The sequence below is a fragment of the Candidatus Pedobacter colombiensis genome (assembly GCA_029202485.1).
GTDB classification, from domain to species: domain Bacteria; phylum Bacteroidota; class Bacteroidia; order Sphingobacteriales; family Sphingobacteriaceae; genus Pedobacter; species Pedobacter colombiensis.
Window position 1 is genome coordinate 1,017,718 of the sequence record CP119313.1, and the last position, 23,324, is coordinate 1,041,041.

General features: G+C 38.9%; 21 protein-coding genes. 9 read left to right on the forward strand and 12 right to left on the reverse strand.

The genetic code is table 11. The features are described from left to right. Window positions 1-10: 10 nt before the first annotated feature. The 3 genes from P0Y49_04055 to P0Y49_04065 are packed head-to-tail and all read right to left on the reverse strand — an operon-like array spanning window position 11 to window position 4,995. On the reverse strand, window positions 11-3,187 hold the full coding sequence (locus P0Y49_04055; protein WEK20312.1) for an efflux RND transporter permease subunit: 3,177 nt from the start codon (window positions 3,185-3,187) through the stop codon (window positions 11-13). A 32-nt stretch (window positions 3,188-3,219) separates the two neighbouring features. Then, the gene (locus P0Y49_04060; GenBank protein ID WEK20313.1) at window positions 3,220-4,389 is read right to left on the reverse strand and encodes an efflux RND transporter periplasmic adaptor subunit; all 1,170 of its coding nucleotides are present in this window, start codon (window positions 4,387-4,389) and stop codon (window positions 3,220-3,222) included. 18 nt (window positions 4,390-4,407) lie between these two features. Continuing rightward, window positions 4,408-4,995, reverse strand: coding sequence for a TetR/AcrR family transcriptional regulator (locus tag P0Y49_04065; protein WEK20314.1), 588 nt, complete (start codon window positions 4,993-4,995; stop codon window positions 4,408-4,410). Window positions 4,996-5,396: 401 nt separating this feature from the next. Between P0Y49_04065 and P0Y49_04070 the strand changes: the two genes are divergently transcribed. After that, complete coding sequence (locus P0Y49_04070) at window positions 5,397-5,945, forward strand: ORF6N domain-containing protein (GenBank protein WEK20315.1); 549 nt, start codon at window positions 5,397-5,399, stop codon at window positions 5,943-5,945. 12 nt (window positions 5,946-5,957) lie between these two features. Here the strand turns inward: P0Y49_04070 and cmk are convergent, their stop codons facing one another. Continuing rightward, window positions 5,958-6,635 carry a (d)CMP kinase gene (cmk, locus tag P0Y49_04075; GenBank protein ID WEK20316.1) on the reverse strand — a complete coding sequence of 226 codons (678 nt, stop codon included), beginning with the start codon at window positions 6,633-6,635 and terminating at the stop codon, window positions 5,958-5,960. 81 nt (window positions 6,636-6,716) lie between these two features. On the opposite strand from cmk, the gene arfB reads away from it, so the two are divergent. After that, window positions 6,717-7,127, forward strand: coding sequence for an alternative ribosome rescue aminoacyl-tRNA hydrolase ArfB (gene arfB, locus P0Y49_04080; protein ID WEK20317.1), 411 nt, complete (start codon window positions 6,717-6,719; stop codon window positions 7,125-7,127). 22 nt (window positions 7,128-7,149) lie between these two features. On the opposite strand, the gene P0Y49_04085 is transcribed toward arfB, so the two are convergent. Together P0Y49_04085 and lon are read right to left on the reverse strand one after the other, a co-directional pair. Further along, window positions 7,150-8,100 carry a lipid A deacylase LpxR family protein gene (locus P0Y49_04085; GenBank protein WEK20318.1) on the reverse strand — a complete coding sequence of 317 codons (951 nt, stop codon included), beginning with the start codon at window positions 8,098-8,100 and terminating at the stop codon, window positions 7,150-7,152. Window positions 8,101-8,215: 115 nt separating this feature from the next. Next, the gene (lon, locus tag P0Y49_04090; GenBank protein WEK20319.1) at window positions 8,216-10,693 is read right to left on the reverse strand and encodes an endopeptidase La; all 2,478 of its coding nucleotides are present in this window, start codon (window positions 10,691-10,693) and stop codon (window positions 8,216-8,218) included. A gap of 262 nt (window positions 10,694-10,955) precedes the next feature. On the opposite strand from lon, the gene P0Y49_04095 reads away from it, so the two are divergent. Then, entirely contained in the window at window positions 10,956-11,582 is a 627-nt protein-coding gene (locus P0Y49_04095) for a tetratricopeptide repeat protein (GenBank protein ID WEK20320.1), read from the forward strand. Window positions 11,583-11,590: 8 nt separating this feature from the next. On the opposite strand, the gene P0Y49_04100 is transcribed toward P0Y49_04095, so the two are convergent. Then, the gene (locus tag P0Y49_04100) at window positions 11,591-12,118 is read right to left on the reverse strand and encodes a hypothetical protein (protein ID WEK20321.1); all 528 of its coding nucleotides are present in this window, start codon (window positions 12,116-12,118) and stop codon (window positions 11,591-11,593) included. After that, entirely contained in the window at window positions 12,118-13,638 is a 1,521-nt protein-coding gene (gene gpmI, locus P0Y49_04105; GenBank protein ID WEK20322.1) for a 2,3-bisphosphoglycerate-independent phosphoglycerate mutase, read from the reverse strand. The genes P0Y49_04100 and gpmI overlap by 1 nt, the downstream gene beginning before the upstream one ends. Before the next feature lie 137 nt (window positions 13,639-13,775). Here gpmI and P0Y49_04110 point away from each other — a divergent pair, with 137 nt between their 5' ends. Genes P0Y49_04110 through P0Y49_04125 form a run of 4 tightly spaced genes read left to right on the forward strand, consistent with a single transcriptional unit; the run spans window position 13,776 to window position 16,519 of the window. Then, window positions 13,776-14,171, forward strand: coding sequence for a DUF4783 domain-containing protein (locus P0Y49_04110; protein ID WEK20323.1), 396 nt, complete (start codon window positions 13,776-13,778; stop codon window positions 14,169-14,171). 36 nt (window positions 14,172-14,207) lie between these two features. After that, complete coding sequence (gene nadC, locus P0Y49_04115; protein WEK20324.1) at window positions 14,208-15,050, forward strand: carboxylating nicotinate-nucleotide diphosphorylase; 843 nt, start codon at window positions 14,208-14,210, stop codon at window positions 15,048-15,050. 3 nt (window positions 15,051-15,053) lie between these two features. Next, complete coding sequence (plsY, locus tag P0Y49_04120; protein ID WEK20325.1) at window positions 15,054-15,701, forward strand: glycerol-3-phosphate 1-O-acyltransferase PlsY; 648 nt, start codon at window positions 15,054-15,056, stop codon at window positions 15,699-15,701. A gap of 11 nt (window positions 15,702-15,712) precedes the next feature. Beyond that, window positions 15,713-16,519 carry a M48 family metallopeptidase gene (locus tag P0Y49_04125; GenBank protein ID WEK20326.1) on the forward strand — a complete coding sequence of 269 codons (807 nt, stop codon included), beginning with the start codon at window positions 15,713-15,715 and terminating at the stop codon, window positions 16,517-16,519. A gap of 11 nt (window positions 16,520-16,530) precedes the next feature. Here P0Y49_04125 and P0Y49_04130 read toward each other — a convergent pair whose 3' ends face one another. The 4 genes from P0Y49_04130 to P0Y49_04145 form a co-directional block, all read right to left on the reverse strand. Continuing rightward, window positions 16,531-17,796 (reverse strand): anthranilate synthase component I family protein, encoded by a 1,266-nt coding sequence (locus P0Y49_04130; GenBank protein WEK20327.1) that lies wholly within the window; start codon window positions 17,794-17,796, stop codon window positions 16,531-16,533. 101 nt (window positions 17,797-17,897) lie between these two features. Beyond that, window positions 17,898-19,175 carry an adenylosuccinate synthase gene (locus tag P0Y49_04135; protein WEK20328.1) on the reverse strand — a complete coding sequence of 426 codons (1,278 nt, stop codon included), beginning with the start codon at window positions 19,173-19,175 and terminating at the stop codon, window positions 17,898-17,900. Between the two features lie 33 nt (window positions 19,176-19,208). After that, on the reverse strand, window positions 19,209-19,700 hold the full coding sequence (locus P0Y49_04140; protein WEK20329.1) for a transcriptional repressor: 492 nt from the start codon (window positions 19,698-19,700) through the stop codon (window positions 19,209-19,211). 63 nt (window positions 19,701-19,763) lie between these two features. Continuing rightward, entirely contained in the window at window positions 19,764-21,971 is a 2,208-nt protein-coding gene (locus P0Y49_04145; GenBank protein WEK20330.1) for a bifunctional (p)ppGpp synthetase/guanosine-3',5'-bis(diphosphate) 3'-pyrophosphohydrolase, read from the reverse strand. Between the two features lie 247 nt (window positions 21,972-22,218). Here P0Y49_04145 and P0Y49_04150 point away from each other — a divergent pair, with 247 nt between their 5' ends. Together P0Y49_04150 and P0Y49_04155 are read left to right on the forward strand one after the other, a co-directional pair. After that, complete coding sequence (locus tag P0Y49_04150; GenBank protein ID WEK20331.1) at window positions 22,219-22,836, forward strand: DUF4294 domain-containing protein; 618 nt, start codon at window positions 22,219-22,221, stop codon at window positions 22,834-22,836. Between the two features lie 4 nt (window positions 22,837-22,840). Then, the gene (locus tag P0Y49_04155) at window positions 22,841-23,317 is read left to right on the forward strand and encodes a glutathione peroxidase (GenBank protein ID WEK20332.1); all 477 of its coding nucleotides are present in this window, start codon (window positions 22,841-22,843) and stop codon (window positions 23,315-23,317) included. Window positions 23,318-23,324: the final 7 nt, after the last annotated feature.

Here is a 23,324-nt window from a genome sequence, read left to right on the forward strand (position 1 = left end):
GTTTTTTAAATTAATGTTCGCGGGTGTCTACTTCAGGAAATGCAATGGTTTCCTCTATTGGGCCATATCCTTCATCAAAAGGCGATTTCTTACTTACGCTTTCCTGTAGACTTTGGAATACAATAAATAAGGTAGGGATTACAAAAATCCCGAATATGGTTCCGATAAGCATACCACCTACGGCTCCGGTACCAATTGATTTATTACCTGCTGCACCTACTCCGGTAGATAGCATTAATGGTAATAATCCTAAAATAAAGGCGAAAGAGGTCATTAGGATCGGGCGTAAACGAGCTGTTGCACCACTAATGGCCGCACTTACGATGCTCATTCCCTTTCTTCGTCTATCTACCGCAAACTCCACAATCAAAATGGCATTTTTTGCAAGCAAACCTACCAGCATGATCAGTGTGATCTGGGTATAGATGTTGTTGTCGACACCAAATATTTTATCGAAAATAAATACTCCTGCTAAACCAATTGGCAATGAGATAAGTACTGCTAATGGCAGGATATAACTTTCGTATTGGGCACAAAGTAAGAAGTAGACAAAAATTACACAAAGCAGGAAGATGTATATGGTTTGACTGCCACTCGACATCTCTTCCCGGGATAAACCCGAAAATTCGTATCCATATCCTGCAGGTAAATGGATGGCAGCTTCTTCTTGTACTGCTTTTAGAGCATCACCAGAACTGAATCCGGCATTAGGACTTCCGGTTACGGAAATAGAGGTAAACAAGTTGAAACGTGATATCGCCTGTGGTCCATATACCTTTTTCAAGGTAATGAAATTGCTGATAGGAGCCATTTGTCCACTCGAATTTCTAACGTATATGCTATTTAGTGTTTCCTGATTGGCACGATAAGGCGCATCTGCCTGGTACATTACACGGTATTGCTTTCCGTACTTGTTAAAGTTGGATGCATAAACACCTCCATAATAACCTTGCAATACACCCAGTACATCACTAACGCTTAATCCGGCTTGTTTTACTGTAGCTACATTTACATCAATCTGGTATTGAGGGAAATTAGGGTTAAATGAAGTTGATGCATATTGAATTTCCTTTCTCTTACTCAATGCGGCAAGAAATTCGTTTCCAATGGTATTGAATTTGTTAATGTCACCACCTGTTTTATCCTGTAATTGGAATTCGAAACCACCACTGGTACCAAATCCCTGGATAGTAGGAGGGGCAAAGAAGATGACTCTGGCGCCTTTAATATTAGCAGTTTTGGCAAACAATTCGCCAATAATTGCTTTTACATCACGCTTACGTTCATTCCAGGGCACTAGTTTTCCAATTACCATACCATAAGAACTTCCAGTACCACTGATCATGCTTCGGCCAACTACTGTTAAGGAATTCTTGATCTCAGGGATGGTATGGGCGATGCTATCGATCTGTTTAATGACGATAGCTGTTTGTTCCTGTGAAGTAGCCGGAGGTAATGAAATGTCGGACATAATAGTACCCAAATCCTCGTTAGGCACAAAACCTTTTGGAGTGGTATTCATCATCCAGACAAGTACTACAGCAAATAGGGCAATTCCGGCACCTGCTATCCATTTCCTTCTTGCTAAAAAGCTTACTGAGCGCTTGTATCTCGTGGTCATCGCATCGAAAGAAGCATTAAATGCGGCATAAAAACGCTTCATAAAGTTCTTAGGTTTGCCAAGATCTTCGGGATGAGGTTTCAGTAACAAAGCACAAAGTGCAGGACTTAATGTTAGGGCATTAATTGCCGAAAGTATAATCGCTATGGCCAGGGTTAAACCAAATTGCTTATAAAATACTCCTGATGAACCCTGGATAAAACTTACCGGAATAAATACGGCTGCCATAACTAAGGTAATGGAAATAATGGCACCGGTAATATCTTCCATGGCATCAACAGTAGCTTTTTTGGCTGAGGTGTAGCCATGATCGAGCTTGGCGTGGACGGCCTCGACTACTACAATGGCATCATCCACCACAATACCAATGGCCAGTACCAATGCAAAAAGTGTAAGTAGATTAATGGTAAAGCCAAATAAACTAAGGAAGAAGAATGTACCGATAATGGCAACAGGTACACTGATGGCCGGGATTAAGGTAGAACGGAAATCCTGAAGGAAAATAAATACTACGATGAAAACCAAAATAAATGCTTCGATCAGGGTATGGATTACCTTTTCTATGGAGGCATCAAGGAAATCATTCACGTTTACCAATGAGGTGTAGTGTACCCCTTTAGGGAAGCTGAGCGAAGCCTGATCCAGAATTTTTATGGAACTTTCGATTACATCTTTTGCATTTGAACCTGCCGTTTGGTTAATGGCAATACCTAATGCAGGTTTGCCATTGAAGCGTACAGAACTGGAGTAGCTCTGTGCGCCCAATTCAATTCTGGCGACGTCTTTCAATCGTAAAAGCTGACCATTGGCGGCAGTCCTGATAATGATATTGCTAAACTCAGTCTCATTTTTTAAACGTCCTGAGTATTTTAGCACATATTGGAACGACTGGTCGCCCTGCTCGCCAAACTGGCCTGGAGCAGCTTCAATATTCTGCTCAGCAAGTGCTACACTCACATCATTGGGTACCAATCCATAAGTGGCCATTACATCAGGTTTAAGCCAGATCCTCATGGTATAGTCCATCAATCCAAATGCACTGGCATCACCAACTCCATTCACGCGTTTGATTTGTGGAATCAGGTTGATATTGGCATAATTTTGCAAAAACTTCTGGTCGTAAGAGGCACTGTCGCTATAAATACCGAATATCAATACATTACTGGCTTGTTTTTTTGCTGTGGTCACACCTGCACGGGTAACCTCAGCTGGCAATAAGCTACTGGCTCTCGCTACCCTGTTCTGTACGTTTACTGCTGCCAGATCAGGGTTAGTGCCTAATTTAAAGTTGATCGTAATGGTGGCTGTACCATCATTACTTGCCGATGAGATCATGTAGGTCATGTCCTCCACACCGTTAATTTGCTCTTCGAGTGGGATAACCACACTATTCAGTACCACATCGGCATTCGCACCTTGATAAGAAGCTGATACCTGTACTGTTGGTGGTGCAATTTCCGGATATTGGGATACGGGTAAGGTAATTAAACCCAATACCCCGAGTATTACAATGATAATGGATATTACCGTTGATAAAACTGGTCTTTCTATAAATTTCTTAAACATATATTCTATTTCAGCAGGTTGTAAAAACCAGATTATTTATTGTTAAGGTCGGCATAAACTGAATCTGCATTTTTCTCTTCAGGTTTAATCTCTGCACCATCTTTCAACGATTGGAAGCCTTCCAGTACGATTTTATCACCGGCTTTTAGTCCTTTGGTTACTACATAGAAGTTACCTTTAGTTAATTCCATGACTTCAATTTCAGTGTTTTTAACCAACCCTTTGTCGTCCAATACATACACGAATTTTTTACCTTGTAAATCGATAGTAGATTTTTGAGGGATAAGGATTACATTTTCCAGGTGTTGAGGAATGCGTACGGATGCACTTGCACCGCTTCTTAAAAGGTTTACCGGGTTTGAAAATGTAGCTCTTAAGCTTGAAGAACCTGTGCCTGTATTGATCAATCCATTTATAGATTGTACTTTACCATTTTCTGCATAAGTTGTTCCATCGGCAAGTACCAGTGAAACAGCCGGTATGTTTTTCAGCTTTGCTTCCAGATTTGCCCCTTTATATTGACGGGAGAACTCTAAAAGTTGTTTCTCATTTAAAGAGAAGTAAGCATATACTTTAGATATGTTAGAAACTGTTGTTAGTGGACTGGCACTGCTGCTGCTTACCAAACTTCCTGTTTTAAAGGGAATGCTTCCAATTACTCCGTCAACCGGGCTGGTGATGTGGGTGTAGCCCAGATTTACTTTTGCATTTACCAGCTCTGCTTTGGCTTGTGCCAATGCTGCTTTTCTGCTTTGCAGGGTTAGGATGGCTGCATCAAGGTCATATTTGCTGATGATGTCTTTTTCTACCAGTGGTTTTGTTTTGTTAACTTGTAGTTGTGCAGCATTTACATCAGCCTCGGCACTGCTTATTGCAGCTGCTGCGGTTCTAACCTGCTGTTCGTATTGTGGAGCATTGATGTTAAAAAGCGGCTGACCTTTTTTAACGGTGGCACCTTCATCAACAAATATTTTTTCAATAAAGCCGTCAACTTTCGGTCTGATGTCTATATTCTGAATCCCTTCTAACGTTGCTGGGTAGTCTGTTTCTAAGGAGGTAGATTGGGCGGTTAAGGCAACAACAGGATAGACTTGTACCTGAGGGGCAGGTGGACCGGCCTTTTTCTGATCGCCATTTCCACATGAAGCAATGATCAATAATGCAGGAAGTAATAAATAAAGAGAATGGATTCTAGTTTTCATATTTATATATCGTAGTGTTTAAGGGAATATAAGTTCAAATATTAATTGTTTTCGTTCCTCCATCAGGGCGGTGTAGTCGTCATCATTCATACCAAATAGTATTTTATTTAGGGGAGCGGTAACTAATGGGTAGGCCATTAGAGAAAAAAGATTGATGGTGAAATGTCTTGGGTTCATAGCTTTTATGGTTCCCTTTTCCATTTCCTGTTGTATCTCTTCTAAAAAAGCATTTACTTTTTGAGCTCTTGCTTTTTTTGCATTGATTACATCATGTCTGTTCATTTCTGTAATGAGAAACAGCTCGCGGTAGGGGAATTGCAGAGCCTCTTTAAGGAATACCGAAATGAGATTCTCAATTTTTTGTTTGAATGGCATATCAGATTCCATAACCTCGTCAAGCATTTTAAAGAGGGTATCCTGAGCCTCATTAAACACCTGATCAAATAAGGCATCTCTTGATCGGAAATAGTAGTTTACAAGCGTACGATTTACCCCGGCTGCATCCGCAATCTCTTGTGTAGTAGCGTGTAACTTGCCTTCGGCAAAAAAAAGACGCTTCGCAGTATTCTTAATTAATTGTTCAGTACCTGTGTCTCTGCTGGTCATTAAACTTGAGTTTGACAAAATTGTTAAACAAAAGTATTAATCCGGTGTTTATGTTAAAACATGGAAATGTAATGTTTAGGTTATGTTGGTTATTGTAACCAAATAATTGCAGAGAAATGGAGAGATCGACTTGTTGTATTGCAGGAGTCCTCATTTTGTTTAAGCTTAACTAATTGGAGGTGATAAGGTTGTTGTGATTATGTTTATTTGATATTGTGAATCGTTTAATTTAAAATAATTAAATTATTAATAATTTTAGTTTTGTTGTTCAATATTTATTGTACTATATTTATATATTACAATTGTTTTTATGGAAGATACTTGTAGATAAATAAAGATAACAGAATTACACTGTTGAGGTAGTCGCAAAATGCGACCACCTTTCAAATCAAACACAAGACATGGCAAAAGACAAATCAATCGTAGGTATACCCGATGAAGTCATCATCAATAAGATTATCATATTACGTGATAAAAAGGTAATGATTGATAGAGATTTGGCAGCGCTTTATGGGGTGACAACTAAACGATTGAATGAACAGGTAAAACGAAATCAGAAACGTTTCCCAGATGATTTCATGTTTCAGATTACAAAAGAAGAAAAAGAAATGATAATTCTGAAGTTTTCACATCATGCTCCTATGAAATATTCAGCAGCGTTGCCTTATGTGTTTACTGAACATGGAGCGGTTATGCTTGCTAGTGTATTGAACAGTGATAAGGCAATCGAAGTGAATATTCAAATTGTAAGGGTATTTATTCAAATTAGACAGGTGCTATTAGACAATATAGAACTTCGTCTTGAGATAGCCTCCATCAAAAATAAAGTAGATAACCAGAATAAAAATATTGAACTGGTATTTAAATACCTGGATGAATTCTTAGAAAAGAAGGAAGACTCTCGTCCGGAGCGAAAAAGCATCGGTTATAGAATCGGTTCCAAAAAATAAACAAAAAGAAAGTTAAGGCAATTGCTGATGCACCATATCCAGTGCAAAGTCAAGTTGCTCCGATTCTGTAAGATTAGTATTATCCAGGATAATCGCATCTTCAGCCCGGGTTAGTGGACTTTCCTCACGGGTAGTGTCTGCATAATCCCTATGCGCAAGATTCTCAAAAACATCTTCTAAACTCGTGGTAGTATCACCTTTACTTTGTAACTCCTTAAAACGGCGTTCAGCTCTTATTTTTGGATCAGCAGTCATGAAAAATTTAACCTGAGCATCAGGAAATACAGTCGTCCCGATATCACGTCCATCCATCACTATGTTTTTGGATTTTCCCATACGTTGCTGCTGTCTTACCATTTCCTTACGTACCTGTTTGTTCGCCGAAACCTCACTCACATTCTCAGAAACCGGCATTTGCCTGATTTCTTCGGATACTTCTTCGCCATTAAGTGTAATGTGCGATTGGTAGTCCTGCGAGTGAAAGTTCAATTCTATCTGACCAAGAGCAGAGGTTACTGCTTCAGGATCATTTACTTTAACATGATTACGAATAAAATATAAGGTCACTGCACGGTACATAGCGCCACTGTCAATATAAATAAAGCCTAACTTTTTAGCCAGTGCTTTGGCAAGGGTGCTTTTTCCACAAGATGAATAGCCATCTATAGCTACAACGAGGTTTTTTCTCATAGGGCAGCAAAGTTAATATTTTGGGGAATTGTTTAGTGTGAAATTTTTATTAAATACTCAACATATGTTTATGTTTGCACCATGTTACCCACCAGAGAAGATATATTAAAAGCAGTTACATTCAAAACTTCACGTAGTGGGGGTAAAGGCGGACAAAATGTAAATAAGGTTTCCAGTAAGGTTGAATTGATCTTTAACATAGCTGAGGCATACTTTTTTACGGATAACGAGCGGACATTATTAACAGAGAGACTGGCAGGACGTATAGATCAGGAGGGGAATATTCATGTCGTGTCGCAGGAAGACAGAAGTCAGCTACTAAATAAGGAAAAGACGATTGCCAAGTTGATCATTTTGCTTAAATCAGCTTTGCATGTACAGAAAAAGAGAAAAACTACCAAAATTCCTAAAGCTGTGATTAGAAAAAGGCTTGCCGATAAACAATCAGTATCCGCTAAAAAAGAATCGAGAAAACGCCCTCAGTTAGATTAAAATTAGCGTTGGCTAATGCATACTAGTTAAAGCGATAAAATAGGCTGATCAATCCATATTGATGTGCTCTCGCTGTACTTTTTACCTCTTTGGTTTTAAAGATCATTCCAAAATCAAAAGTAAACCGCTGTGAACTGTAATTGAAGCCGACCTGCTGAGCAAATACTATTGGCTTTATACCAAAAGTAATGGGATCATTGTTGTTAAACATACTGCCTTGAATAGTAGCATCATAAGCCACAAAGTTTAGTTGAGGCTTTGCATAAAAGAACACCTCTCTTTTTACCAGCGCTTTGGTTTTTGGATTATTCCCAATTACAGCATTGGTATAGGCAGAGTTGAAAAGCTGGTTAAGACCACCCGCTCTAAATAAAATACCGGCACCGGCCCCACTAAATGTAGTTCCCGCATTGGCATAGCCCTCAAAAGAAAAATCTGTAGCAAGATTTGAAGAACGGTGTAACAGTTTGGTATATTGAGCAGAAAGATTTAATGTTACTGCATTTTTGATCTGGTACTCCCAGCCTCCAAGTTCATAAAAGCCCGCTGTCTTGTGTAAGAATTCCTGTGCGTCTTCAGCAAGAGAGTTCGGACCTGTGGTACCAATTTTTGCACTCGCTTTTAAAATACTTTCGTTGCTATAAAACCAGTTCAATGTCCCACCCACATATGAATAACCCGCAAATGGACGGTCTTGTCTGGCTGGATCCGGGGCGTATCCTGAGTACGGATTGTATATTTCCTGACCAACAGTAATTTCGTAAGTCTTTTTTTCTAATCCTGCTTTTAAGGTTTGCTGGTCCAATGCCCTTCTAAAATTTATAAATAAACCATTGGTGTAATAGCGGTCAGAACCTTGGGCCAGGTATGAATCATTATCGCTGCGGAATCCAAATTCGTTTTTATAAGTCTGCCCATAAGAATTGATACTCAATAGGGAAATTGTAGTTAGGGCAAGAAGTAATTTTTTCATCCGTCAATTGCTGGTTATGCTGTAAAGTTATCAGATTGGTATTAGTTTTAAAAGAAAAAGCGTTCAGAATTTCTGAACGCTTTTTAACTATTATTTTTTTCTGTCTGCTAAACAATTAGCCATTGTCCGTAGCAGGTGTAATTTTAACGGTCAGATTTTGTGGATTTTTTACCTTCTCTTTAGTCAAAGCAAGATCGATCACCTCCTTCATTTCAGAAACATAATGGAAATGAAGATCCTTGATATAACTCTCATTGATCTCAAGAATATCTTTCCTGTTTGATCTGCATAAAATGATGTCTTTTATATTCGCACGCTTTGCGGCAAGTATTTTTTCTTTTATGCCCCCTACAGGTAACACTTTACCTCTAAGTGTAATCTCGCCGGTCATCGCTAAATTAGATCTTACCTTACGTTGTGTAAAGGCCGACGTTAGCGCGGTAAGCATGGTTATACCTGCCGAAGGGCCATCTTTAGGAGTAGCGCCCGCAGGAACGTGAACGTGCACATCAAACTGATCAAACAAGGCATAATCAATCCCAAAAAGTTCGGCATGGGCGCGTAAATAAGCAAGCGCAATAATGGCCGACTCTTTCATTACCTCACCCAGATTTCCCGTTAAGGTTAACTTTCCTTTACCCGGACTTAAACTGGCTTCGATAAATAAAATATCACCACCTACTTGTGTCCATGCCAATCCGGTAACAACACCGGCAACTTCATTCCCCTCATACAGATCTTTGTCGTACAATGGAGCACCTAAGATACGTTGAACATCATCCTGATTAAGGTTCGGATCATAGGTTTCTTCCATGGCAATTTTAGTTGCCACGCCTCTTACGAGTGATCCAATAGTTTTTTCCAGTCCGCGCACACCCGATTCCCTGGTATAATCCTCAATTACTTTTTCAATTAAAGCACCCTTTAAAGCAATGTCCTTAATTTTTACACCATGTATATCCCTTTGCTTAGGCAACAGATATTTTTTAGCAATCTCTATCTTTTCTTCGATAGTATAACCATTTACCTCAATAATCTCCATACGGTCTAACAATGCCGGTTGGATAGTGCTGAGTGAGTTAGCGGTGGCAATAAACAAGATGTGCGACAGATCGTAATCCGTTTCTACATAGTGATCATTAAAAGCACTGTTTTGCTCAGGGTCCAATACTTCCAATAGGGCAGAAGAAGGGTCGCCTCTAAAATCTGATCCTACCTTATCAATCTCATCCAATACAAATACAGGATTAGAAGCACCTGCTTTTTTAATAGATTGAATGATACGGCCCGGCATGGCACCAATATAAGTTTTTCTATGTCCACGGATTTCTGCTTCATCCCTTATACCACCTAAAGCCATACGTACATATTTACGGTTTAGGGCTTTGGCAATGGATTTTCCAAGGGAGGTTTTTCCAACCCCCGGAGGGCCTACCAGGCAAAGGATAGGAGCTTTCATATCGCGCTTAAGTTTCAGCACTGCTAAATACTCAATAATGCGCTGTTTTACTTTCTCCAGTCCAAAATGGTCTTTGTCAAGCACGCGTTGCGCACGTTTCAAGTCGAAATTGTCCTTGGTAAAATCATTCCAGGGTAAGTCAAGCAACAGCTCAAGGTAGTTGATCTGTACCGAATAATCAGGAGCCGCAGGGTTCATGCGACCCAATTTCTCCAGTTCTTTATTAAAGTGTGTGGCAACCTGAGGCTCCCATTTTTTCTTCTTAGCACGGCTTTCCAGGGCTTCATATTCCAGGTCTGTGGAGTTGCCTCCCAATTCTTCCTGTATAGTTTTTAGCTGCTGATTTAAGAAATAATCTCTTTGCTGCTTATCAAGGTCTACACGTACTTTGCTCTGAATTTGATTCCTCAGCTCAAGCATTTGAAGTTCAAGTGTCAGCAATTCCATTACCATCATTGCACGTTCGCGCAAATTTGTCATTTCCAGCATCTTTTGCTTATCAGCAACATCCGCATTCATATTTGAGGAGATGAAGTTGATCAGGAAAGAAGTACTTTCTATGTTTTTAAGCGCAATACCGGCTTCGCTGGGAATATTTGGCGATAACTGAATAATCTGGCTGGACATCTCCTTAATAGAGGCCACTAGTGCTTTAAATTCTTTATCAGCTTTAAACTTGGATTCCTCAAACTTGCTGATGGTTACTTTTATATAGGGCTCAGACTGTACCTCTTCCAATAAACGGAAGCGTTGCTTGCCTTGTATAATTACAGTAGTGTTGCCATCAGGCATTTGTAACATTTTAATGATATGAGCTACTGTACCTACACTGTTTAACTGTTCAAATGTAGGATCCTCTATAGAAACATCGCGCTGAGAAACTACGCCAATGATTCTATCGCCCTTATAAGCTTCTTTTATTAGTTTTATGGATTTATCTCTGCCAACAGTAATAGGAATCACAACCCCCGGAAAAAGTACAGTATTTCTAAGTGGAAGAATAGGTAAAACCCCTGGAGTATCCTCGTTATTCATTTCATCTTCATCCTGTTGGGACATCAATGGAAAGAATTCAGTGTCTTCGTTTATGATAGGTAGTGCGTTGCTAAAATCGAATTGATCTCGTTTACTCATTAAATAAGTCTTTCTTAAATAAAAACGACAATCTGACAGCATGTCGTTTAAAAATTATTAATTGTATGCTACTGGTATATTTTCAACTCCTGTGCCAAAATGAAATTGTCGGCCTTTCCCTGTTAAAAAGTCATGCCTCAATAATAATTAATTAATAGATCATAATTTGAATTATTTAGCGTTTAAGTTAGATATTTGCAAATGGTATGATAGTTGTCTATATCTAACCTTTTAAATACATTTATATTTTAAACAAAAGTTAATGAACTATTTCAAGCAAGCAATCTTAATGTTATTTGTTTTTTCTGCATCCACCACTTTTGCACAAAATAGTGGTTATGATAAGCTAGGCATGCAGGCTATGATGAAGGGGGATTACAAAGGTGCCGTGAGTCAACTGGAAAAAGCAGATACAAAGAGCCCTAATAACGTTAATGTGTTGAAAATGTTGGGTTATTCTTATTTTCAATGTGGTGATTTTGAAAGCTCTATAGATACTTACAGTCGTTTAATTGCTATAAAACCTTCAGATTATTCAGCCTATTATTATCGTGGTAAAGCCAGACAAAATGTAGCGAACGACCCTAAGGAATCTTTAAACAATATGCGTGAGAGCTTTTACCAGGCAGCAATTAAAGATTTCACGAAGGCAATAGAAATCAATGGGGAAGAAGATACTCAGCTACTACAAAATAGGGCACTGGCTTATAAAGATTATGCGATTTATAAATCTTATAAGATTAAAACCAAAGCAGAGAAAACAGGCTGTGTAGCTTTATTTAATAATTCTATTGCCGATTTTCAGAAAGTTTTATTGGTTCAGCCTCAGAGAAAAGATATTCTTTCTTTGATTGATTATGTAAAAGCACAGGTTACCAGTTTGAAATAAACTGCTCCTTACTTGAATTTTCCTGTAATGCTATAATTCTTTGCAGCCATCAATTTGATGTGCTGCTTTTTATTTATCTGATATAGACTATCAGGATAATAAGACAGTGTATCTGCAGAATTGTAAAGCATATTGGTGTTTTTTACCAGGATCCGGATACCGTATACGCGGCCATTTCTTTTAGTGATCAATACTTCCTTTACCGGTACCTTTTCATTGTCGGAAGTATAAAGTTCCTGTTCATTGTTTTTTGTTGTGCCAAACAGACCTTTCCATGCACTTCGGTTAATTTCTGCATCAGAAAAGATAGACAACTCCTTTTTCCAGTCCGGAATATGGATTTTTCTGGTTTCGGCAGCACCATTTACCACTACCGTTTTCGTTAGCAATGGATTGTTTTTGTTAAGTCGCAATGCTTCCTTTTCAAAATAGCCTTTAATGTCAAAATAATTTAAAGTATCATTTTGATTTTTTGCAGCCGGATTACAGCTGTAAAAAATCAAAACGATACCAGATAGCCAAAAAGTTTTTTTCATTATACCAGGCTATTACCGGTCATGATTGCCGGTTTAGGAATGTCCATTATACTCAGGATGGTAGGAGCAATATCACCCAGTTTACCGTCCGCTATACTTGTATAATCCTTATCTATTAAAATACAAGGTACAAGGTTAGTTGTATGGGCGGTATTTACAGAGCCATCATTGTTAATCATAAATTCCGAATTACCATGATCGGCAAGGATGATAAACGAATATCCGTTTTCAATTCCTTTGTTTACTACCAGCTCCGCACAACGGTCTGCTGTTTCAACCGCCTTAACAACAGCATCAAAAACGCCTGTATGGCCAACCATATCAGGATTAGCAAAGTTTAAACATACAAAATCCGCCCCTCCGGTTTCCAGTTCTTTGCAAATGGCTTCCGTAATTCCCGCAGCACTCATCTCCGGCTGTAAGTCGTAAGTAGCAACCTTTGGAGAAGGAATCATGATCCTTTTCTCATTTTCAAATACCTGCTCACGGCCTCCCGAGAAAAAGAAAGTCACGTGTGGATATTTCTCCGTTTCTGCAATGCGGATCTGACTTTTATGGTGTTTTTCCAATACTTCACCCAGCGTTTCCGAAAGGTCGTCTTTTGTAAAGATGACTTTCACATTTTCGAAACTCTCATCATAAGTGGTCATGGTCACATAATACAACGGCAATTTATGCATACCAAAATCAGGGAAATCAGTTTGGGTAAGTACCGTTGTAATTTCTCTTCCCCGGTCTGTTCTGTAGTTAAAACAAATAACCACATCGCCTGGTTGTATGGTCGCAACAGGTTGCCCGTTTGCCTGAGTAACTACTATAGGTTTTATAAATTCGTCAGTTATTCCGTCTTTGTAAGATTGTTCAATAGCAGCTGCCGGATCACTTGTCGATTGTCCAGCACCTTTAGTAAGCAGGTCGTATGCCAGTTTAACTCTTTCCCAGCGACTATCTCTATCCATTGCATAATAGCGGCCAATTAAGTTGGCAATTTTAGCAGAAGTATTTTGCAGGTGATGATCAAGATCTTTAATGAAATTAAGCCCCGAATTTGGATCAGTATCCCTTCCATCCATAAAGGCATGTACAAATACATCTTTTAAGCCTTGTTCAGTCGCAGCGTCACATAAAGCTTTTAAGTGGTTGATGTGCGCATGAACGCCTCCATCAGAAGTCAATCCAATAAAATGAACTGCTTTATGGTTGTCTTTAGCATAGCTGAAAGCATCAAGTAGCACCGGGTTTTGATGAAGGGTCTTATCGCTGATCGCTTTATTGATCCTTCCCAACTCCTGATACACAATCCTTCCTGCGCCCAGGTTCATGTGCCCAACCTCAGAATTCCCCATTTGTCCCGCAGGTAAACCTACAGCTTCACCAGACGCTTCAAGTTTTGAGTTCGGATATTTTTGGATTAAGGAGTCAAAAAATGGGGTATTGGCTGCATAAGCAGCATCAGAGCTGTCTTGTTTTCCATATCCCCAGCCATCAAGAATTAGTAGTACTACTTTTTTGTTGTTCATTCGTGGTTCGCTTTGTTTTAGTGTTTTATTGAACTTAGCAAATATAAGTCTATTGTGCCTTTTTTTTTGAACCAATTTCTTTTTTATGATCTATTAATGGCATAATTTATGCGGGCTCCTTCATTTAGTATACAGAGATGATAAAGCCCTTACTTTTTTTATTTGTTTTTTTTACTCCATTTCTTTCCTCTTATACGCTTCAAGGCGATATTATAGACAATTTATCTAATCATTTTAAGGCTGGTAATGCAAAAGAGATCGCCGCAAGCTTCTCTTCTTCTGTAGAGTTAATCATCATCGACGAGGAAGATGTATACTCTAAAGCTCAGGCTGAACAGATTCTAAGAAATTTTTTTATTAAATATCCGCCTGTTAAATCATCGGTGATTCATCTCATTAATACCAACCCAAATTTCAGGTTTGGCATACTTTCTTTACATACAAAGAATGGGAAATTCAGGGTTTCCATTACCTTAAAAAAATCATCAAATGCTTTTTTTATTACAGAATTAAGGATAGAGCCTGATAAATAATAGTAAAAATGCTATTTTTGGGTTTAAATATTAATTTTGGATAAACAAGTCATAGACCAATTTATAAAAAATGCTATTGTCGAAGATTTAGGTGATGGCGATCATACCTCTCTTTCAACCATCCCTGCGAATGCTCAGGGCAAAGCAAAATTACTGATAAAAGAAGCCGGTATCATAGCTGGAGTAGCGCTTGCGCTCGAAATTTTTAAACAGGTAGATGCAGACTTAATTACAGAGGTATATATTAACGATGGTGCCGAAGTGAAGGTGGGCGATATTGCTTTAACCGTTTCAGGGAACGCACAATCTATCCTGCTTGCCGAACGTTTGGTGTTAAATTGCATGCAACGTATGAGTGGTATTGCCACCAAAACCAACCATATTGTAAAAATGCTTTCGGGCTATTCTACCAAATTGTTAGATACCCGCAAAACTACTCCAGGCTTAAGGTATCTGGAAAAATGGGCAGTGCGTATTGGCGGTGGTGTAAACCACAGAATTGGTTTATATGATATGATCCTGATCAAAGACAATCATGTTGATTACGCCGGAGGAATTGCCAATGCCATTAATGCAGCTAATCAGTATTTAAAAGAGAAGGGTAAACAATTAGAAATCGAAATTGAAGTCAGGGATCTTTCAGAACTTGATCAGGTACTTGCAACCGGAAATGTAAACCGGATCATGCTTGATAATTTTAGTTTCAGCGACCTGAAAGCAGCCGTTAATAAGATTAATAAACAGTATATTACAGAAGCATCTGGCGGTATTACAGAAGAAAATGTAACAGAATATGCAGCCTGCGGCGTAGACTATATCTCTATGGGCGCATTAACACATTCTGTTAAAAGTTTAGACATGAGTTTAAAAGCCTGTTAGGTTATGATTTCTATCTATTCTATTTCGGCGGTTCTTTTAGCCTATTTATTTGGTTCTATACCTACCGCAGTTTGGCTGGGACAGGCATTTTATGGTGTTGATGTAAGAGAGTATGGAAGTGGAAATGCTGGTGCAACCAATACTTTCAGGGTGTTGGGTAAAAAGGCCGGTATTGCCGTAATGACTATAGATATCGCAAAAGGGTATACCGCAACCAAGTTGGCCTATTTCATCGGATTGTCGGTTACCGGTCCGCAAAATTCTGCACAGTTCGTTAATTACGAACTGGCTCTTGGTGTTACAGCCGTTATGGGGCATTTATTCCCAATATTTGCCGGTTTTAGAGGTGGCAAGGGAGTGGCCACTCTTTTTGGAATGATTTTGGCAGTTAACTTCCCGGCAGCAATGCTTTGTGTTCTGGTGTTCATTACGGTGTTATTGATTACAAATTACGTTTCATTAGGCTCAATATGTGCCGGTTTTACCTTCCCGTTAAGCATTGTGTTTGTGTTACATTCATCAATAAAATCTGAGGTTTTATATGGAATGTGCGTTTGTGTACTCATTTTAGTGACACATCAAAAAAACCTGGAAAGACTGTTAAAAGGTAAAGAATCCAAAGTATACCTGTTTAAGAAGAAAACGAATTAAACTAAAAATTGATGAAAAAAGTATTCATTGCAGGCCTAACCGTAATTGGTTTAGCTTGCTCATCTTGCTCTACTGTTCCCTTAACAGGGCGTAGTAGATTGAATCTGGTAAGTGATGACCAGGTTTTACCAATGGCATTTCAGGCTTATACTACATTCCTGACCGAAAATAAAGGTGCGGTATTGTCTGCATCAAATGCACAGGCATCAAGGGTTAAAATGATAGGCAATAAGCTCATTGCTGCCGTAAAAGTCTATATGAACAATAACAACTATGGTAACCTGATTAAGGATTACCAGTGGGAGGTAAACGTAGTAGAAAGTAAAGAATTGAATGCCTGGTGTATGCCTGGTGGAAAAATAGTGGTGTATACCGGTATTCTTCCCGTTACCAAAGATGATGCAGGTCTGGCTACGGTAATGGGCCACGAAATTGCGCATGCTATTGCAGGACATAGTGCAGAACGTATGTCTCAGGAAATGGTTTCTCAGGGACTTGGCTCTGTTGGAAGTGCTGCGCTATCCAATAATCCTAAAACTCAGTCTTTGTTCAATACCCTGTATGGCGTAGGTACGCCATTAGTGATGCTTAAATATTCACGTAATCAGGAGTTGGAAGCAGATAAATTGGGCCTGATCTTTATGGCTATGGCCGGATACAATCCTCAAAATGCTACTGCTTTCTGGCAAAGAATGGCTACAGCTTCTGCCGGAAGTCAGAAACCAGCTGAGTTTTTAAGCACGCACCCTAGTGATGCTACACGTATTGCACAAATACAAAGGGATATCCCAGAGGCAATGAAATATTATAAACCTTAAGGTGATCTTTTTTATGGCTTCAGCGTTTGAATAATCGCTGAAGCTTTCAACATACATTCTTCATATTCGGCTTCTGCGTCAGCAACATAGGTGATCGCCCCGCCAACCTGGAAGGATAAATATTGTTTCCCCGCATCATACAAGATGCTGCGGATGATGACATTGAAGTCAAATTCACCTTCAGGGCTAAAATAGCCAAAAGCACCTGAATAAGCCCCTCGTTTATTAAACTCATGTGCTTCTATCAGTTTCATTGCTTTTACCTTCGGCGCACCGGTCATGGAACCCATCGGAAAAGTGTGTTTTATGGCATCTATAAAATGTATATCCGGATTGAGCTCGCAGCTAATGGTTGAAATCATTTGGAAAACCTGGGGGAAACCATAAATCCCAAAAAGCTCATCAACCTTTACACTTCCTTTTACGGCGCATTTTGTAAGGTCATTACGTACCAGATCTACAATCATTACATTTTCGGCCTGTTCTTTTGTGTTTTCCCTCAATGCATCTTTAATCTGCTGATCTTCCTTCGCGTTTGCACTGCGCTTTGCAGTGCCTTTAATAGGCTGAGAGATGAGCTTGTTGCCTCTTTTACATAAAAACCTTTCAGGGCTTGCAGATAGGATGTATTGATCTCTTATTTTAAAGAATCCGGCAAATGGAGTGGGGGAGACATCGCTAAGCTTATGATAGACTAAAACAGGATTGATCACCGCGTGCTCGGCAAAAAACTCCTGACAAAAGTTAACCTCGTAAATGTCGCCACGTGCAATGTGCTCTTGTAAGGCCTTAACAGTTTTAAGGTACACTTCTTTAGAAATTCTGTTTTGTATAGGAATATTTTGCTTATCCCCGTTGAGGATAGCTGTCATATCAAGCTCCGTATGTTCGATTAAATCTATCAGTCCCGGATCGCCAATAATTACCTTTATTTGGTCTCCCTTAATCGCAATCAGGTATTGAGGAACAAAGAAAAATAGTTCAGGGAAGTTAATGTAATCCGGTTTTGACGAGTGTAATTGCTCTGTCTCATTTTTAAGATCATAGCCAAGCAATCCAAACATCCAGTTTTGGTGTTGCTCGTAAAATGTTTTAAGCTCCTTAAACTTGTTTACGGATTTAGCATTCAGTTCCGCTTTGGTGCCGGCAGCAAGGAGCAAATCAAATTTACCGTAGGGATCTGTGTAACCATTGGAGTCGAGCACACAACACACTTCGAAAGAAGCAGCCCATGCCAGTGCCTTTTGTTTAAAAGAATGTATATCCCTGCCGTTCATATTGGGCGCAAATGTAGAAAATAAGGATCAGAGTAGCACCAATAAAAAGGGCTGCATCATGATTTATGAAGCAGCCCTTGCGTATTTTAATCTAAAAAATCTTAGTTTAATTCCAGTGTTTGTACCCTGTCTGGTCCAACAGAAAGGTATTTAACAGGCACTTCCAGTTCTTTTTCAAGGAAAGCAATGTAATCAGCTAGCTTAGCTGGAATATCTGCTACTTTGTTTACTTTGGTTACATCTGTTTTCCAGCCATCAATTGCTTTTAAAACCGGTGTCGGTTTCACAGAAATGATGTCGTATGGCATATAATCAATGGTTTCACCATTGTGCTCATAATGCGTGCAGGCATAAATGGTATCAAAACCATCCAATACATCAGCTTTCATCATGATCAACTCAGTTACCCCATTCAGCATAATTGCATATTTTAATGCCGGAAGGTCAATCCATCCGCAACGACGAGCGCGTCCGGTAGTTGCACCAAACTCATGACCAACTTGACGTAGGGTTTCTCCAACTTCACCGTCCAGCTCAGTAGGGAAAGGACCACCACCAACACGGGTACAATAAGCCTTAAAAATACCATAAACATGACCGATTTTATTAGGTGCAATACCTAAACCGGTACATGCACCGGCAGTAGTGGTGTTTGAAGAAGTTACAAAAGGATAAGAACCGAAATCTACATCCAATAATGTTCCTTGTGCACCTTCAGCCAATACCGTTTTTCCTTCTTTAAGGAAGCCATTTACATAGTGCTCACTATCTACATGAGGTATGGTTTTGATGAATTCAATCGCTTCAAAGAAGGCTGCTTCTTTTTCTGTAAGATCATATTCAAACTCATAATGAGAAAGTATTTCTTTATGTTTTTCAACAAGCTTGTTGTAACGCTCTTTAAAATCAGGTAAGGTCGTATCACCAACCCTTAGTCCATTACGACCGGTCTTGTCCATATAAGTCGGACCAATTCCTTTTAAGGTAGAACCTATTTTATCTTTACCCATTTTTTGTTCATTTGCTGCATCCAGCAATTGGTGTGTAGGTAAAATAAGGTGTGCTTTACGGGCAATTACCAGTTTGCCTTTGGCTACAGGATCATGACCTGCTTTTTTCAGGTTATCTAATTCCCTTTTTAAAATGATGGGGTCAATTACCACACCATTTCCAATCAGGTTCATTGTTTTTTCATTGAAGATACCTGAAGGTATAGTATTTAAAACGAACTTTTTGCCATCAAACTCTAAAGTATGGCCGGCATTCGGACCGCCTTGAAAACGAGCTATCAAATCATATTGTGGACTGAGTACATCAACAATTTTTCCCTTGCCTTCATCGCCCCATTGCAGGCCCAGAAGCACGTCTACTTGCGTCATTATTTAAATTTAAAAATGGAAATATTATATTGGTTAACTTGCATGTTTAATGTCAGCATTCTGATTGTTCATCGCAGCTTTAGCGGCACAATCGAAACAAACGCCATAAAGATTTAAAGAGTGGTGTTTGATCTCAAACTTTAATAGCTCACCAACCATACTTTGTATCTGCTGGATACGCGGGTCGCAGAATTCTACAACTTTTCCACAATCAATACAGATAATATGGTCATGTTGATGATAGCCATAAGATTTCTCAAACTGAGCCATGTTTTTACCAAACTGATGTTTGGTAACCAGATCACATGAAACCAATAACTCTAAAGTATTGTATACCGTAGCCCTGCTCACACGGTATTTTTGATTTTTCATGTGGATATAGAGGGTCTCTACATCGAAATGGTCATCTCTTGAGTAAATTTCTTCTAAGATGGCAAAACGTTCCGGTGTTTTTCTCAGACTTTTATTTTCGAGGTAGGCTTCGAATATTTTCCTAACCAACTCGCTGTTGTGGTTTGTCGACATAGTTTTTAAACTCCTTTCAAAGGTATCATTTTTTTATATAAACGCTATGATTTATTGTTATTTTTAGGCATCAAAACGAGTAACGCCCGTTACACCTTTCACTTCTAACAGATTTTTAATCAGGTTATCCAGGTGTTCTTTGTCATTTACAAAGATCATTATTGATCCATCAAAAATACCATTATCTGTATCTACAGTTATAGAACGCATATTTACTTTAAAATCGTTTGATATAACTTTAGTGATGTTATTGATTAAACCAACATCATCAATACCGATAATATGCAAACCGGTTAAGAAGGTCAGCTCTTTTTGTCTGTTCCATTTGGCTTTTACTATACGGTAACCATAATTGGCCATCAGCTGTGCAGCATTCGGGCAATTGGTACGGTGTATTTTTATACCCTCATTAACAGTTACAAAACCAAAAACATCATCACCGGGAATGGGGTTACAGCAAGCTGCTAAAGTATAATCTATCTTTTGCAGATCCTCACCAATTAATAAAATGTCCGACTCAGGACCTTTTACCTTGTTCAATAAAGCATCAATTTGCTGATGGTCATTTCTTTCAGCGCCGCGGTTTTCTATTTCTTTTTCGCTGGCCAGGTAATCTTTTAAGTCCTTTAACTCGATTTTTCCCTTTGCTACAGCAATGAAAAGCTCCTGCGTAGAAGGCAATTTAAAGAAGTAACTTAGCTTATTTAAGTTGTCGGTATTGTAAGTAATCTTTAGCGACTTCATTTTGCGCTCCAGTGTTTCTTTACCTAACTCTGCTATTTTTCTCTTTTCCTCTTTTAATGAGGATTTAATTTTAGACTTGGCTTTGGCAGTAACTACAATGTTTAGCCAATCTTCCTTAGGGGATTGCTTGCTGGAAGTAATGATCTCTACCTGATCCCCATTTTGTAATTTGTACGATAAAGGAACCAGCTTGTGGTTTACTTTAGCACCAATACATTTTGCACCTACATCCGTGTGGATCTCAAAAGCAAAATCTAAAGCCGTTGCACCAAGTGGCAATTGAAGTAAAGCACCCTTAGGGGTAAAAATGAAGATCTCGTCCGAGAAAAGGTTCATTTTAAAGTCGTCCAGAAAATCTAAAGCATTGGCTTCAGGATTGTTCAGCATTTCCCTTACCTTCATGATCCACTGATCCAGGCCATTGTCATTGCTCGATTCTTTATATTTCCAGTGTGCCGCAAAACCTTTTTCAGCAATTTCATTCATCCGTTGTGTACGGATTTGTACCTCAACCCATTGTCCCTTAGGACCCATTACAGTAGTGTGTAATGATTCGTAGCCATTTCCTTTTGGCGACGACACCCAGTCGCGTAAGCGGTCGGGGTTAGGACGATAAAGATCAGTTACGATGGAATAGGCTTTCCAGCAGTCGGCCTTTTCATTTTCGGGTGGACTATCCAGAATAATCCTGATCGCAAAAAGATCATATACTTCGTCAAATGGAATGTTTTTACTTTTCATCTTGTTCCATATGGAATGTATGGATTTTGGACGACCATAAATATCAGCTGTCAGTCCTTGCTCGGCAAGAATCTCGTTTATTGGTTCCACAAACCTTTTGATAAACAGCGTTCTTTCCGCTTTTTTCTCATTTAATTGCGTGGCAATGTATTTATAAGTATCAGGTTCCAGATATTTCATGGAAAGATCTTCCAACTCCGACTTAATGGCATATAAACCAAGTCGATGGGCAAGGGGTGCGTACAGATAAATGGTTTCTGAGGCGATCTTGAGTTGTTTTTGCCTTGGCATAAAATCCATGGTACGCATGTTATGCAGGCGGTCGGCCAGTTTGATCAGGATCACCCTTACATCATCAGCAAGCGTAAGCAGCATTTTTCTGAAGTTCTCTGCCTGCAGGGAACTGTTGTAATCAAAGACACCGGATATTTTAGTCAGTCCATCAATAATCTTAGCGGTTTTTTTACCAAACTCACGTTCAATATCTTCTAAAGTAATGTCAGTATCCTCTACCACATCGTGCAATAGTGCACAAACGATCGAAGTTGTTCCCAGTCCAATTTCTTCGGCTGCAATTTGTGCTACGGCTATTGGATGGTAGATATAAGGTTCTCCTGATTTCCTCCGCATGTTTTTATGGCTTTCCAGGGCCATATCAAAAGCCTTTCTAATCTCCTTCTTGTCACCACGCTGCATGGTTGGTTTACAGGCACGCAAAAGGGCACGGTATCTTTTCAGTATCTCCTGTTTCTCCGCTTCTAAATCTATCACTAATGCGTTTTTCATTCGTTTTGTATTTGTTTTTTTACTTCTAATGAAGCCATCAGACATAATGGTTTCATTATATTTTCGTTATCCCTTTAATATACAATAATTCTACCAAATAAATGTTTGTCATGTATTGACAATTATGAATGGTTCTTTTGTATTATTTACGTAAAAAATACACCTATTTATGCTGAAATGGGTATATTAGATTAGTAATGAAACAAAAATATAAAATTAGGCTTAACTTTGAAGTAGTTATAAATTTATGAATTTTTATAGGTTGTTTATTCCTTTAATTGTCATGATTACAGGCGCTTCCGCCAAAGCGCAGGTGAGTTCTACGCCTGTAAAAATGCCGGTAATGGGAAAAAATGATACAATAAGGGTAGCTTCAACGAATGTAGATGGAGAAATGATTCCATGGATACCATTAAATGAAGTAGTGATCTATGGGATGAGGATCTTCAAATCTCAGGCGGATCAGACAGCTTATAACAGATTACGATATAATGTAATGAAAGTGATGCCCTATGCTTTATTTGCTAAAAGAAGATATGAGCAACTAGAGCGTGACCTTGCCGTAACCGGCGACAAAAGGGAGCAAAAAAAATTGGTTAAACAATGTGATAAAGAGATAAAGGAGATGTTTAATAGAGAGATCAAAGAACTAACCATTACTCAGGGACAAATTTTAACCAAATTAATAGACCGTGAGTTGGGACGAACTACTTACGATATTATCAAAGAAACAAAGGGTGGTGTTACTGCCTTTGTCTACCAGTCTGTAGCAAGAGTAGTAGGCCATAATCTGAAAAGTACATATAGCCCTCAGGACGATAGAGACATTGAGTCTATTATTGTTTCATCCGGGTTTTATCAATAGAACTATGTCTAATCAATCTAAAAGTGTACACCAATTTAAGGTGAAGCTCATTAATGGGACTGAAAAGAAGCTTTCCGACTATAAAAACAAAGTATTGCTTATCGTTAATATTGCATCCGGCTGCGGTTTTGCCCCTCAATTAAAGGAACTGCAGCAGCTTAGGGATGAATTTGGCCCAGAACATTTTGAAGTTCTAGGCTTTCCATCAAATGATTTTGGGAGACAGGAACCTTTAGAAGGCGAAGCCATTAACACTTTTTGTGAAGTAAACTTTGGTGTGCAGTTCCCTGTATTTGAGAAAATCATGGTGCGTGGTGAACATGCACACCCATTATTTAAATTTCTTACACAAACTTCCACACCAAGGTGGAATTTTCATAAATACCTCATTAATAAAGATGGGGAAGTAGTCGATTACTTTTTCCCATTTACAAAGCCGGTTTCCTCTAAAGTAAAGAAGAAAATACAGCGGTTACTTTAATTTTTTT